The 13,129-nt window shown below is 67.2% G+C and carries 17 protein-coding genes; 6 read left to right on the forward strand and 11 right to left on the reverse strand.

The annotated features are described in order from the left end of the window. Positions 1 to 151 precede the first annotated feature (151 nt). Positions 152 to 1,528, forward strand: coding sequence for an iron-containing redox enzyme family protein (locus JHD77_RS19255; protein WP_003158706.1), 1,377 nt, complete (start codon positions 152 to 154; stop codon positions 1,526 to 1,528). Then, entirely contained in the window at positions 1,512 to 2,462 is a 951-nt protein-coding gene (locus JHD77_RS19260) for a methyltransferase (RefSeq protein WP_003144272.1), read from the forward strand. Before JHD77_RS19255 ends, JHD77_RS19260 begins: the two co-directional genes overlap by 17 nt. Here JHD77_RS19260 and JHD77_RS19265 read toward each other — a convergent pair. Next, positions 2,446 to 2,667 (reverse strand): hypothetical protein, encoded by a 222-nt coding sequence (locus JHD77_RS19265; RefSeq protein WP_019726163.1) that lies wholly within the window; start codon positions 2,665 to 2,667, stop codon positions 2,446 to 2,448. The two genes, JHD77_RS19260 and JHD77_RS19265, sit on opposite strands and share 17 nt — an antisense overlap. A gap of 160 nt (positions 2,668 to 2,827) precedes the next feature. Here JHD77_RS19265 and JHD77_RS19270 point away from each other — a divergent pair, with 160 nt between their 5' ends. Next, on the forward strand, positions 2,828 to 3,436 hold the full coding sequence (locus JHD77_RS19270; RefSeq protein WP_033994517.1) for a Yip1 family protein: 609 nt from the start codon (positions 2,828 to 2,830) through the stop codon (positions 3,434 to 3,436). Between the two features lie 3 nt (positions 3,437 to 3,439). Here JHD77_RS19270 and JHD77_RS19275 read toward each other — a convergent pair whose 3' ends face one another. Further along, positions 3,440 to 5,392 carry a hybrid sensor histidine kinase/response regulator gene (locus JHD77_RS19275; RefSeq protein WP_003162797.1) on the reverse strand — a complete coding sequence of 651 codons (1,953 nt, stop codon included), beginning with the start codon at positions 5,390 to 5,392 and terminating at the stop codon, positions 3,440 to 3,442. 229 nt (positions 5,393 to 5,621) lie between these two features. Here JHD77_RS19275 and JHD77_RS19280 point away from each other — a divergent pair, with 229 nt between their 5' ends. From JHD77_RS19280 to JHD77_RS19290, 3 genes are all read left to right on the forward strand, one after another. After that, entirely contained in the window at positions 5,622 to 6,212 is a 591-nt protein-coding gene (locus tag JHD77_RS19280; protein ID WP_003088985.1) for a hypothetical protein, read from the forward strand. A 12-nt stretch (positions 6,213 to 6,224) separates the two neighbouring features. After that, positions 6,225 to 6,572, forward strand: a complete 348-nt coding sequence (locus JHD77_RS19285; RefSeq protein ID WP_003088982.1) for a hypothetical protein — start codon at positions 6,225 to 6,227, stop codon at positions 6,570 to 6,572. A 283-nt stretch (positions 6,573 to 6,855) separates the two neighbouring features. After that, entirely contained in the window at positions 6,856 to 7,164 is a 309-nt protein-coding gene (locus tag JHD77_RS19290) for a hypothetical protein (RefSeq protein ID WP_003144276.1), read from the forward strand. 33 nt (positions 7,165 to 7,197) lie between these two features. Here JHD77_RS19290 and JHD77_RS19295 read toward each other — a convergent pair whose 3' ends face one another. From JHD77_RS19295 to JHD77_RS19335, 9 genes are all read right to left on the reverse strand, one after another. Continuing rightward, positions 7,198 to 7,419, reverse strand: coding sequence for a hypothetical protein (locus JHD77_RS19295; protein WP_003113664.1), 222 nt, complete (start codon positions 7,417 to 7,419; stop codon positions 7,198 to 7,200). Positions 7,420 to 7,474: 55 nt separating this feature from the next. Next, complete coding sequence (locus JHD77_RS19300; RefSeq protein ID WP_003088973.1) at positions 7,475 to 7,825, reverse strand: YgaP family membrane protein; 351 nt, start codon at positions 7,823 to 7,825, stop codon at positions 7,475 to 7,477. 26 nt (positions 7,826 to 7,851) lie between these two features. Further along, positions 7,852 to 8,928, reverse strand: a complete 1,077-nt coding sequence (locus tag JHD77_RS19305; RefSeq protein WP_003088971.1) for a M42 family metallopeptidase — start codon at positions 8,926 to 8,928, stop codon at positions 7,852 to 7,854. Positions 8,929 to 8,931: 3 nt separating this feature from the next. Next, complete coding sequence (locus JHD77_RS19310; RefSeq protein ID WP_003113663.1) at positions 8,932 to 9,402, reverse strand: hemerythrin domain-containing protein; 471 nt, start codon at positions 9,400 to 9,402, stop codon at positions 8,932 to 8,934. Positions 9,403 to 9,476: 74 nt separating this feature from the next. Beyond that, positions 9,477 to 9,686, reverse strand: a complete 210-nt coding sequence (locus JHD77_RS19315; protein ID WP_033994515.1) for a PLD nuclease N-terminal domain-containing protein — start codon at positions 9,684 to 9,686, stop codon at positions 9,477 to 9,479. 26 nt (positions 9,687 to 9,712) lie between these two features. Continuing rightward, positions 9,713 to 10,165, reverse strand: a complete 453-nt coding sequence (locus JHD77_RS19320) for a PA2169 family four-helix-bundle protein (RefSeq protein ID WP_003113661.1) — start codon at positions 10,163 to 10,165, stop codon at positions 9,713 to 9,715. A 125-nt stretch (positions 10,166 to 10,290) separates the two neighbouring features. Next, the gene (locus JHD77_RS19325; protein WP_003113660.1) at positions 10,291 to 11,067 is read right to left on the reverse strand and encodes an alpha/beta hydrolase family protein; all 777 of its coding nucleotides are present in this window, start codon (positions 11,065 to 11,067) and stop codon (positions 10,291 to 10,293) included. Continuing rightward, positions 11,064 to 12,161, reverse strand: coding sequence for a DUF3182 family protein (locus JHD77_RS19330; protein ID WP_025324920.1), 1,098 nt, complete (start codon positions 12,159 to 12,161; stop codon positions 11,064 to 11,066). The genes JHD77_RS19325 and JHD77_RS19330 overlap by 4 nt, the downstream gene beginning before the upstream one ends. 328 nt (positions 12,162 to 12,489) lie before the next feature. Continuing rightward, positions 12,490 to 12,855, reverse strand: a complete 366-nt coding sequence (locus tag JHD77_RS19335) for a DUF3509 domain-containing protein (RefSeq protein ID WP_003113659.1) — start codon at positions 12,853 to 12,855, stop codon at positions 12,490 to 12,492. Positions 12,856 to 13,129: the final 274 nt, after the last annotated feature.

Raw genomic sequence — 13,129 nt, forward strand, 5'->3', positions numbered from 1 at the left:
CCGGAGTGTCGCCGAGGTTCGTTTTTTCCGCCGTGAGGTTCCCCGGCGCGCCGCCGATCCTGCCAGTGAAACCTTTTTCCCCTGGTGTCACTCGCACCCATATGTGTGGTCGCCCCGGCCGCCCCCGCAAACCCACGACAAGGAACGCGACATGAGCCTGTCTTCGCCCCTCCCTGCCTCCAGTGCAAGCCCTTCGCCCAGGGTCCGCGACCTGTACCACGCCCTGCTCGACGAGCCCCGCGAGCACCTCGAAGCCGCCGGCGAGTTCCTCGACCAGCAATTGAGCCTGGCCGCCACCCATGACGACGACCTGCCGGAGGACCCCGCCGATTGGCCGGCCTGGCTCGATGCCGGGGCCCGGCGCACCGCCGAGGCGCATGCCGAATACCTCCGGGCACGTCGGCGCGGCGAAGGGCGACGCTACTTCCAGGTTCCCTCCCAGGCGATGCACTTCATTCGCAGCGTGGCCCCGACCAAGCTGGTCGACGGCGCCTGGCTCTATGGGCTGTTGCCGCATCATGGCGAGGAACGCCTGCGGCCGCTGCTGGAGACCTTCCTCGAAGAACTCGGCGACGGCGTCCCGGCACGCAACCACGTCCTGCTCTACCGGCGCCTGCTGGCCAGCATCGGCAGCGAGGAAGTCGAAGGCCTCAGCGACCTCCACTACCTGCAGGGCACCCAGCAACTCGCCCTCGGCCACCTCGCCGCGGACTACCTGCCCGAAGTGATCGGCTACAACCTCGGCTACGAGCAACCGCCGCTGCACCTGTTGATCACCACTCAGGAGCTGCGCGAGCTGGGCTTCGACCCCTACTACTTCCAGTTGCACGTGACCATCGACAACGCCGCCAGCGGGCATGCGCGCAAGGCCCTGCGCGCGCTCTACGACAACCTGCCGCAGCTTGGCGGGCGCGCGGCCTTCCTCGAACGGGTGAGGAACGGCTACCGCCTGAACGAGGTCGGCCTGAGCACTACGCAGGTAATCGGCGGCTTCGATCTCGAGGAAGAATTGCTGGCCATGTTCGAGCGCAAGCGCCCCTACGCCGCCGGGATGCATTCGGATCGTTGCCGGATCGGCGGGCGCACGGTGAACCAGTGGCTGGCGGTGCCCGGGCGGTTCCCGGCGTTTCTCGCCTGCCTGGAGGAAGAGGGCTGGATCCGGCGCCATGCCGATCCGCGCGGCAGCCGCTTCTGGAACCTGATCGAGGGCGACCGGGCGGCAATGTTCGGAGTCTTCACTCCCTACGAGCAGCAGTTGCTGTACGACTGGATCGCTGGCGACTGGCAAGCACCCGCTCCGGCGGACAGGGACCCGCTTGCGCCGCTGGCGGAGCCGGCGACGGCGGGCGGAGACGTGGACGCCGAGCAGGTCGCGCTGCGGCGCGAGCTGCTGCGGCTATCCCCCGAGCAGGGCGTCGCACGCCTTCTCGAACTGATGGCCCCGCACCTCCACCACGGGCCCGCCGGTCTCCTTGCCACGCGGATGTTCAGCCAGCGCTGGAGGGCCGCCCATGCCCAGCCTGCATGATCCGCGCCTGGACGTCCTGGTCAGCCTCGGCAACTGGTTGCGAGGCCAGGACTACCGTTTCGTCACCGTCACCCCGGCTACCCATGAGCGCGTCAACGCCCGCCCGGAAAACCGCATGGCCCGGGACCTGGCCGGCATCTTCGGCTGGAGCCGGGCATTCGCCGGGGAAAGCCTGCCGGCCGACTGGCTGACCCTTCTTGCCGGCGCCGACCTGATCCGCCGCGAGGCGGACGGCTGGCGCAGCCAGGTGCGCGTCTCCAGCCTCGGCGAGCAACTGTTCGTCCATTCGGCCTTCCCTACCCTGGCCGCCGACGCGGTGTTCTTCGGCCCCGACACCTACCGCTTCGACCGGCTGATCCGCAGCCACCTGGCATCGTCCGATCCGGCACGCATCCGCCGTGCGGCGGATATCGGCTGCGGCGCCGGCCCCGGCGCGATCCGCATCGCCATGGCCTGCCCGGACGCCGAAGTACACGGGCTGGATATCAATCCGGCGGCGCTCGACCTGGCGCGGGTCAACGCGGCGCTGGCGGGGGTCGGTAACCTGACCCTGGCGCGTAGCGACCTGCTGAGCCAGGCGCCCGGTCGCTTCGACCTGATCGTGGCCAACCCGCCCTATCTCCTGGATGCCTCGGAGCGCGCCTACCGGCATGGTGGCGGGATGCTCGGCGCCGGGCTCTCGCTGGCAATCGTCGATGCCGCCCTCGAGCGCCTGGAAGCCGGCGGCAGCCTGCTGTTGTATACCGGGGTGGCGATGGTCGAAGGCGGCGATCCGTTCCTCGCCCGCATCCGCGAACGCCTGGCGTCTCGGGAGTGGGACTGGGACTACCAGGAACTGGACCCGGACGTGTTCGCCGAAGAGTTGGACAGCCCCGCCTACCGCGAAGCCGAGCGGATCGCCGTGGTCGGCCTGCGGGTCACTCGTCCCGCCTGAGGCGCTCCAGGCCTTCCACCAGATCCTCGTTCAGGCGCTGCCAGCGCTCGGCCACCTCGGCCTCGGCCGGAATCACCGCGAGGACCTCGTCATCCACCCACTCCCAGGGCAGGCACAGGCGTTCCGCCTCGGCCCGGCTGGCGGCGCGCACGGTGCGGGCGAAACGCCGCCAGCCGCGCATGTGCTGGATTTCGTAGGTGGTCATGGCTCCTCCGGAAGACAGGGACGTTTGTCTTTCGGCGCTCCCCGCGTCTTCCGGTTCAAGGCCCTGGATGGGCGGTCGCGGACCGCCCGGCACGCCACCTGAACCCCCTCGCGCCGGGCCGGTCCAGACTCCTGAACGCCACAGAAAAGAGGTGCCCGTCATGACCCGCGAAATGGCTCGGCTACTGATCAGTCCCTCCAATGCCTGGCCTCGTCTGCGCCAGGACTACGACCATCACCCTTTCGCCTTCCTCGTTCCGCTGTTGCTATTGCCGCTGCTGCCGGCGGCCTGCCTGTTCATCGGCACTACCCAGGTCGGCTGGTCGCTGCCGGGCAACGACAGCGTGCAACACCTCTCCAGCGGCAGCGCCCTGCTGCTGGCGACGATGTGTTACCTGGGCTTCGTCGCCGGCGTGGTGATCATGGGCTTCTTCGTACGCTGGGTGCTGTTCCGCACGCCGTCGCGCCCCAGCGTACCGGGCAGCCTGACCTTCACCACAGCGATCGCCGTGCCCTTGATGCTCGCCGGGATCGTCGCCCTGGTGCCTTGGCGGATCCTCCTGCTGCTGGCCGCGGCGGCTGCCTGCGCCTACTCGGTACGCCTGCTGTTCACCGGCCTGCCGCTGTTCATGCGCATGCAGGAGCGGCAGACATTGTTCTACGCCTTCTGCATCCTCGGCGTCGGCTTCCTGACCCTGCTGACCACCGCCTTCATCTTCATCGAGCTCTGGGGGCAAAGCCTGGCCGGCAGCGGCGAGTACCTGCGCTGAGGCTCAGCCGGCCTTCAGCGTGCCGGTCAGGAACAGGTACAACTCTTCCTGGCCGAACGGCTTGGCCAGCTTGGGCAACTGTGCCGCCGCGCCTTCGATCTTTTCCGCGAAGCCGGTGGCCAGGGCCATCTTCAGCGGCCGGCCCTGGGCCATGACCCGCTCCACCAACTGGCTGCCGTTCATCCGTGGCATCGCCTGGTCGGTCAGGAGGATGTCCAGCTCCGGCGTCGCCGTGAGAATCTCCAGGGCCAGGCTGCCGGAGTCGGCCTTGAGTACCGAGCAACCGAGGTCCTCCAGCATCGCCGCGGTGTTGTTCAACACCAGCGGGTCGTCGTCCACCACCAGTACTCGACAGGACAAGCGCACCCGCTCGCTTTCGCTGGGCGCCTGCGGCGTCGCGCCATTGCCCGTACGGGCGCTTTCCGGGGTTCGCGGGACGGCGGGTATCCAGATGTTCGCGGTGGTGCCGACGCCCGGCTGGCTCTCCAGGGTGAGCCGGCCGCCGAGCTGCTCGGCGAGGCCGTCGACGATCGACAGGCCCAGCCCGGTGCCACGCCCCACCCCCTTGGTGGTGTAGAAGGGTTCCACCGCACGGCGCAGGGTTTCCTCGTCCATGCCGCTGCCGGTGTCGCTGATGCTCAGGCAGATATAGTTGCCCGGTGCGAGGCGATGGGGATTGTCCGCCGGCACCCGCTGGTTGCTCGCGGAAAAGACGATGCGCCCGCCGTTGGGCATGGCGTCGCGGGCGTTGGTGGCAAGGTTGATGATGGACAGTTCGAGCTGGTTGGCGTCGGTCAGACCGAGGTCGAGATCCAGGGGAAAGCGCGTCTCGATCGATACGCTCGGTCCCAGGGAATGGATCAGCAGGTCGGTCATCCCGCGCAACAGGTCGGGGATCGCGCAGGGCTGCGGATCGAGACGTTGCTTGCGGGCGAAGGAAAGCATCCGCTGGGTCAGGTTGGCGCCGCGCTGGGCGGCCTCCAGGGCGTTCTGCAAGAGGTCGGCGGTGCGCTGGTCGCCGGGCAGGCGTTTCTTCAGCAGCCCGAGGCTGCCGATGATCACCGTCAGCAGGTTGTTGAAGTCGTGGGCCACGCCGCCGGTGAGGTGCCCCAGGGACTCCATCTTCTGGGCCTGGAACAGCTCCTGGCGGGCCCGTTCCAGTTCGCGTTCGGCTTCGATCCGGTGGGTGATGTCACGGGTTACCTTGGCGAAGCCGATCAGCCGGCCATCGCTGTCGCGGATCGGATCGATCACCACGTTGGCCCAGAAGCGACTGCCGTCCTTGCGCACCCGCCAGCCTTCCTTCTCGAAACGCCCTTCGCGTTCGGCGGCGGCCAGGCCGCGGGCCGGCTCGCCGGCCTCGCGGTCTTCGGGGGTGTAGAAGCAGGAGAAGTGCCGGCCGATCACCTCTTCCGGCAGGTAGCCCTTGATCCGCTGGGCGCCGAGGTTCCAGTTGGTGATCCGCCCGCGGTGGTCGAGCATGTAGATGGCGTAGTCGGTAACGCTCTGCACCAGCAGGCGGAACTGCTCCTGGCTGCGCCGCAGCGCCTCCTTGGCTGCGCGCCCTTCGCTGAGGTCGTGGATCAGCTGGGCGAAGCCGAGCAACTGGCCCTGGCTGTCGCGGATGGCGTCGATCACCACCTGCGCCCAGAAGCGCTTGCCGTTGCTGCGCACCCGCCAGCCCTCGGTCTCGAAGCGGCCCTCGGCATCCGCCTGGCGCAGCGCCTGTTGCGGAACGCCGGCGTCGCGGTCCTTGCGGGTATGAAAGCAGGCGTAGTCGCGGCCGAGGATCTCGCTCGCGTCGTGGCCGAACAGGCGCGCCGCGCCGGCGCTCCAGCTGGCGATACGGCCAGCGCTGTCCAGGGTGTGGATCGCGTAGTCGTCGACCGCTTCGTCGAGCAGGCGGTTGCGCGTGGCCTGGTTCAAGGGGACTTTCGGTTTTCTTGTGGTTTTCATGGACGTGTTCACTCGTCGGCTGCTCGACCCGGGCTGCAAGGCACACCCAGCAAGGTAGTACGAAGAACGTCTTCCGGCCGCTCGCTGGCTCGCCCCAGGAACTTGGCCGACCTTTCGGAAGACCCCGGCGCGGCCGGCGAATTCCATTCGCCGGAACCTTGTCCGGAGTATGGCTTTCGATATGCAGGTAGGGACATCTCCTTTCCACCGCACCGACCCCGGAGTTCCCATGCGCAATCTGGAAACCGCAACCCTGAAGCTGGGGATATTCCATCCCCACGACAGCCTGAGCCAGGCGCTGATCGCCGCCGCCCTGCAGCGGCAGATCGAAGTCAGCGCCTTGCAAGCCGACCTCAACAGCCTGCAGGCGCGCCCCGGGCTGCGCTGCAAGCCAGCCAGCCTGGCGTCGTCGATCGAGGTCAGCCAGGCGGCGGCCGGTCTCGACCTGCTGTTCGCGCCGTTGTCCGACTACGCCGCCGAAGCCTTGCCGCCGATCTGCGCCGCGCTGATCGATGGCGCCCTGCGCGCCGAGGTACCGCGCCTGTTCCTGCTTGGCCATTGGCAATGGCTGGTGGCGCCGCGCGATGCCGGCGAGGAGCAATTGGGTGCCGGGCTCGAGCGCAGCCTCACGGTCAGCGGCCTGGACTGGACGCTGGTGGAGGTCCCGAGCCTGCCCGCCGGCCTGCGCATCGACGATTTCAGCCGCGCCGGCGACGTCGCGGAAGTGGAGGCCGCCAGGGTGTTCGCCTGCGCCGAAGCGCTGCTCGACGAAGTCCGTCTCGGCCTGCACAAGCGCCAGTGCCTGCGCCTGGCGCCCTGAGGAGAACCCGCCATGTCCGGACCCGATACCCTCAGCCAGGCCTTCGGCACCCTGCTGCTGGCCCTGGCCTTCAGCGCCTTCATCGTTTTCGTTCGCGGCTACCGCCCGGGCGGGGTCAGCGGCGCCTGGTACGACCTGGTGCTCGCCTTCGTCGCGGTATGGCTGGCGTTCTGGCCCGAAGCCGGCGTACTCGCACGCTCGCCGAGCCTGGCCAATGCCCTGGGGTTGGTCTTGCAGGTCGGCGCTACCCTGCTCGGCTGCCTGCTTGGCTACGGGGTGGCAAGGGGATTGCGGCGGGCGATGCGGGAAACCCGGCAAAAAAGATCGGCTTCTTCGCCAACGAGCCGGCGAGGTTCCTAGAGGAAATATCGAGAAAATCCATATAACCATATGGGCGAAAAGCTCTTTCGAATGCCCATAAGGAGCGCCGAACGGGCTTTTCGCCCGTCATGATCGCACTCCGACATGAGCGTTCTGCACGACTTCTTGCATTCTGCATCCCGCGCCTCATGCGGGATACAGCTTATCCCGCAGATTCTGGATGTGGCCGGTATTTCATCGGCGCGGCGCCTATAGTTATCCCTACCGTTGTACGTATCGACGGTTTCTCTCTGATTCAGGCTAATCCCGCTCCAGGGACGGAGTGGATCTTTTTCTTGCGCTTCGCGAACTGGGGAGACCTGACCAGATGAACCTTTCCTACCTGTACCTGAAGAAGATCCTCGAGGAGGAACTGCGCGACCACGACTGCCAGTGCCAACTGAACCCCGACTTCACGGTGACCATCAGTTGCCGCGTCGACGGCCCCCACGGCGCGCTCTACATCGTGCCCAACAGCGACTTCCTGAAGAGCAGCAGCTTCAGCGACCTCAGCGCCTTCATCCTCAACCTGCGCGAGGAAATCAGGCGCTTCGGCGAGTTCGAGGCGGAACTCCAGACCGGCACCGGCTGAGCCCCTCCCCCCTTCTTTTTCCCCCTCCCGCCGTCAGGGCTGCTGGTAGTGTCCCGGCGTGGTGCCCGGTTCATGGGTACGCTCCACCTTGCTGACCTGGATATCGCTGATCGCCTCGGCGTCGTGCGGTCGATGCAGTGCCTCCAAGTGGCGGCGGGCCTCCTCGCGGCTGAGGGTATCCGCCTCGCTGTGCAATTCGCAGGTCATCGGCTGGTCGTCGAGGATGTAGCTGATCAGGAACAGATGGCTGGCCATCGTCTCGCCCTCCTCTCTTCGATGGGCCCTGCGCCAGGCGCAGGGCCCATGGCTATCACGGCAGGTTCGGCGGCAGTTCGGCGTCCAGCGCAGCGTCCTGCCGCGAGTCGTCGCGCTGGCGCTCCTGCAGGCGCTGCAGGCGGCGGGTCAGGTGCTGCACCTCTTCGCGCAGCAACTGCAACTCTTCTCGCGGTTCATTGAGCAGGCCCTTGACATGGCAATGCCCACTCAACCCGCGGCTGACCAGCAGGCCGCCGGCGACCGCCTTGCAGGCGCCGGGCAAGCCACCGCGGGCCAGGCCGAAGCCGGCCAGGACCAGTCCGGCGCCGATGGAAGCGAGTCGCTCGCCGCGCTGCAGGTTGTGCGGCAGGCCATTGGCCGTCGAAGTCGGCAGGTATTCGTTCATGGAATTCTCCTTGCTTCGGTTATCGGTCAGGCTTCGTCGTCCGGCGGTTGCACGAGGAACTCGACCAGCGTCCGCCGGCAAGCCTCGATGCCCTCTTCCAGGACGATCTCGAAACCGTGGGTGTTCTCGGTCGGAATGCCGATGCAGCCGACCTGCGCGGCCTCGCCGTGGCTCAGCAGCGCGCTGGCGTCCGAGGCGAAGTCCACCAGCAGCGCCGCCTGCGGCTGGTACTGGCAGCGTTCGGCGGCGCGCAACAGGCGGTCGGTGACATGGCGGCTGTAATAACCCTTGGAGTCGCCGCTGTTGACGATCGGGTCGCGGCACAGCCGGGTGCCGTATTCGGCTACCGTTGGGCCGACTTCCACCGCGATGCTGATGTCGCCCGGCAGTCGGCGCGCGGCGAACAGCGCGCCGGCGTTACTCTCCTCCTCCATGGTGGTGAGCACCAGGTAGAGGTCGCCGTGCAACTCATCGCGGCGCCGGGCGATCTCGCGAGCCACGCCGAGCACTGCGAGCAGCGGTGCGCGGTCGTCGAGGAAGTGCGCGGCGACGCAATCCTGGAAGTACAACGGGCGCCGCCACAGACGGTTGAGCACCACGCGGGTACCCGGTCGCACGCCCAGGTTCGCCAGCTCCTCGGCGCTGCGCCGGGTGACCACGTGTACGTCGCGCCAGTGCACCGCGCCCGAGAGCACGTCGGAGCCCTGCGGCGACTCGCCGGTAGCATGCATGCTGCCGTAGGACAGCACGCCGTCGAGTACCGCCTCGCCGGCCAGGATCTGTACCGGACAGACGCCGAAGCTCACCGGCTGGGCGCCGCCGAGCGCCACTACGCGCAGGGTACCGTCGGCCTCGACGCGCTTGACGATCATGGCGATCTCGTCGAGGTGCGCGAGCAGCCGCACCGCGGCCCGCCGCGCCTGCTCGCGCGGCAGGTGCGGCGGGCTGATGCGCGCGACCAGGTTGCCGGCGGCATCGCTGCCGACCTCGTCGCAACAGCCCTCGAGTTCCCGCTGGCAGATGGCCCTGACCTCGTCTTCCTGGCCACCGGGGCCACGTGCCAGCAGGAGTTCCTCGAGCAAGGCGCGGTCTTCTTCGCGCATGCCTCAGGCCGCCCGTTTTTCCAGGCGCGCTTTCAGCTCTTTCTTGTGCTGCTGCATGGCCTGGCCGAGTTGCTTGAGGGCGGCGGCGTCGAGCAATTGCCGGGCGCGCGGGAATAGTTCGCCCTCTTCCTCCTCGATGTGGTGTTCGAGGAGTTCCTTGAGCACCTTGACCCGGCCGGCGAACTGCACGGTATCCGGGCGGGTGCGCTTGAGGTCGGGAAGGACCAGGGAATCCACCGTGCGGTGTTCCTCCTTGGCCTCGTAGTACATTTTCAGCTCTTCCTTGCCGCCGCTTTCCCTGATCGCCGGATAGAAGATGTCTTCCTCGATGGCGGTGTGCAGCACCAGTTCCAGCTCCAGCCTGCCCAGCAGCTCGCTGCGCTTCTTCAGCGCCCGTTCGGTGGTCTCGCTGAGTTCGTTGAGCAGTTTCTTCACGGTCTCGTGGTCATGGACCAGCAATTCGATGGCGTTCATGGTCGCTCCTCATCGGTTTGTTATCCGAGTGCTCCGGCACTCTCTCTGGCTGAGCGCGCGTTCCTCCGCCGAGTTCAGTCGCGAGGACGGGCGGTCGCCGCACGCGGGCCGGCGACCGCCCAGAGCAGCACGCCGAGCACCGGCAGCACCGCGATCAGCAACGACCACAGGGCTTTCGAATTCACGCTGCGATCGCTGCGGAACACGCTGACGAGGGCCCACAGGTCGTAGAAACCCACCAGCGTGGCCAGGCCGATGAGCAGGAAAGCCAGGGACTGGCTCATGGCGCGCTCCTCCTCGCGGGGTCGGCTCAGGCGCGGGCGTCGCGCAGGGCTCGGACCCGGTCGTGGTGACGGAGTACGCCCTGGTATTGGCGCTCGATCACCTGGTGGATCTCCGCCGGCAGCGATTTTTCCAGCGCCGCCTGGTAGCGGTGCTTGGCGACATCCTCGCCGCGCTCGCATTCGTTGAGCACCGCCTCTTCGTCCTTGCCGGTGACCAGTGACTTCAGGTCGACCCAGCGCCGATGCAGGTCACCGGCGAAACTGGTGCTGTCCTTGGGTTTGCCACCCAGTTCCAGGACGATCCGCTCCAGCTCGTCGGCGGCCGCGGCGCAGTCGCGGCTCTGCTCCAGCATCGCCGCCTTCAACTGCGGGTCGCGCAGGTCCTCGGCGCAGGCGTGGAAACCGGCCTCGCCATCCTTGCTGGTTTGCAGCAGGTCGTTGAGTACGTCGAGGGTGTCGTCGAGGTTGGTCTGGTTCATTTCGCTCTCCTTGGCCCGGAGCTGTCCGGGATTTCTCGCATCTGTCGGCGCCGGCGCCTGCCGGCACGGAACGTGGGCAGCAACCAGCACCCACGGAAGGTGGGAGGCTCGCCGTCGCGGAGCGTTCAGAAAGCCGGATGGATGGTGGCGTAGGCCGGGGTGATGCTGAGACGTTCGCCGACCACCATCTCGGTGATCCAGTCCACCAGGATCGAGGTATAGGCGTCCTGCGCCGCCTCGCTGCTGAGCGCATGGTCGGCGTGGTCGATGATCCGGTGGGTCAGCGAATGGGTCTGCTGGAAGGCGGCGCGGAAACTCATGATGGTCGAGTGCGGCACATAGCTGTCGAACTCCGACTCCACCAGCAGCACATCGCCGCGGAATCCCGCGCAGGCCTGCAGGGCTCGGTTGCTGGCGGCCGGGATCAGGCTGCTGCGGTATTCGCTGAGATCCTCGCGGTCGAGCAGCAGCTTGGGCGTCAGCCAATCCTCGTCGCGGTAGATCGCCGGCACCCGCAAGGCCAGCCAGCGCACCGCGCGCAACTGGCTGAGGATCGCCGCCAGGTAGCCGCCATAGCTGGTGCCGACCACCGCGATCGCCTCGCTGTCGATGGCCGGGTGGGCCACCAGCCGGTCGTAGGCGGCGAGCAGGTCCTGCAGGTTGTCCTCGCGCGTCACCAGTGCCTGGCGCCCGCTTTCCGCGCCGTGGCCGCGCAGGTCGAAGGTCAGGCACACGCAGCCGAGCCCGGCGATGCCCTGGGCGCGCTTCAGGTCGCGCTGCTGGCTGCCGCCCCAGCCGTGCACGAAGAGCACGCCGGGAACCTTCGCCCGGGGGCTGAGGAAGGTGCCTTCGATCCGGTCGTCGCCGACCCCGATGCGGATGCGTTCGCTGTTCGCCGTCATGCCTCCCCCGTCATCGCATACTTGAGCAGGAAGTCGCCGTGTTCGTCGGGACCGCGGTAGATCACCCGGCTGTTGTCCGGCAGGCGCTTGTCTTCGTGGATCTCGAACGACGCGGCGCGCACCGCGGGCAGCCCCGGATCGGCGCGGAAGGCTTCCAGCGCGGCGATCTCGGCGCTGCTCGCGCCGCCGACCCGCCAGGACTGCTCGAGCACGCCGAAGCGCTCCCGACCGTTGCCATCCCGGCCCTGGGCAATGTCGTAGTTGCGCCGCGAGGCGAAGCAGCCGGGGAAGAAGATCGCCGCGGCGGTGTCGAAGATCCGCGCGTACTCGATGGCCTGGCGCACCTCGCGGGCCAGGTCCAGGGCCAGCAGCTCGGCGTAGCCACCGCGCGCCACCAGCAGGTCGGAGCCGGCATAGACCAGTTCGCCGCGCGCGTTGCGGGTCTGGTGCTGGTGACCGTGGTAGCTCAGCAGGAAACCGTTGACCCGGAGCTGGCCGACGCTGTGGGTGACGATGCTCTCCAGGTTGGCTTCCAGTACCAGGCCCTGCGCCAACTGACGCTCCTCCAGCTCGCCGAGCCAAGCGTCCAGTTCGTCGAGGTCGTGCGCCACGTACTGGCCGAGGCCGCCACAGGCCTCCGCCAGCTTGGCCCGCACCGGTCCTTCGGCGAGCATGCGAGCGCCGGCGCGGTGTGCGTCGGCCAGGCTGAAGACGCTGACGCCGTTGAGCACGACGTCGCGGACCTTCTCCGCGAACAGCGGGTTCCAGCCTTCCGGCGCCACGCCGCCGCGCGGCAGCGGATGGACGATGGCCTTACCGGCGATGAACGCGTGCTCGACGAAACCGCCGAGCAGATCTTCGTCACTGTTCACGCCCAGGCGCACGGCGGTCTCCCTGCCGACCAGGGTGCGGGTCGGGACCAGGTAGAGGGGGCCTCGCTGGTGCAATTCGGGTTCGTAGCGGCCGCCGAACTCCAGCTTCTGGACTTCCGCCAGCCAGCGCGCCAGGGCCAGGTTGCCCTGCACTTCGTGTTCGGCGGCCGCGGGATCGACACTATGGGCCACCACCAGTCTCTGCCGAGGGTCTGCGCTCATGTTCCGCTCCTCCTGGATGGAGACCCGGCGTTCAGGGCTCCGGTATGGGCGAGAGGGACTCTTCGTCGGGCCGTTCCATCGGAACTTCTTCCGGGAACTCCTGGGGGACGTGGCTTTCGTGGTCAGGAACCGGATATTCGTCCGGATCCCTCGAGGGGTTGCGTGGAATGGTCGCTGTCGCGCCCGATGATGCAGAAGTGGGAAAACGCATGTCCGCCTCCATCGTAGGGATGACTTCTAGATGGAGGGGGCGAAGACGGATTTGGTTCGGACCATGCGTCGGAAGGCCGGGTCGGCGTCTGACCGACCCGGAGCTGAAACAGCCTGCTCAGCGAGCCAGGCTCATGGTACGCAGCTTGCCGCCGGCGACCAGGACCTTGCGATGAGTGAGATGCTGGTTGTCGCTGTCGCGGAACGTGAGCAGGTCGATGCGCTTGCGGAAATAGTCGCTGTCGCGCGTCTGCAACGGCCCCTGGTCGATGATCAGGTCCCGGCGGATGCGTTCCAGCACCTGGTTCAGCAACAGCGGGCTGCTCTGCTCCTGGCCGGAGATCGCCCGGCTCATCAGGCGCTTGCCCTGGTTATTACGCAAGGTCACCAGCAACGCGCCGTCAGGGCGAGGTTCGCAACTGACGCGCACATCCTTGAAATGCTCTTCCAGGTACTCAACCACGTTTTCATCGGTATCTAGCATTGCTGGCCTCCTGTCTCATCAGATTCTTTGACGCCGGTAATCAGGCGCATCCCTTTCGAGCAGAAGGCGTACCAATTCTTCTTGAAAATTAATTTCTTATAAATCAATAGGTTGAAAAACAAAGCGGCGAATTGATATTTGCAATTTGCAAGAAAGCCCCTGCCGAGCCTTGCATTCGGCAACCCGTTGCGCCCGTCGTCTCGCCTGCAACCCCCTGGCGCGGCTTCTCGCAAGCCGAGCCGCCGGTAAAAAAAACTAAACTTCCGGCGCTCCC

The organism is Pseudomonas sp. P20 (assembly GCF_016463925.1).
GTDB classification, from domain to species: domain Bacteria; phylum Pseudomonadota; class Gammaproteobacteria; order Pseudomonadales; family Pseudomonadaceae; genus Pseudomonas; species Pseudomonas aeruginosa.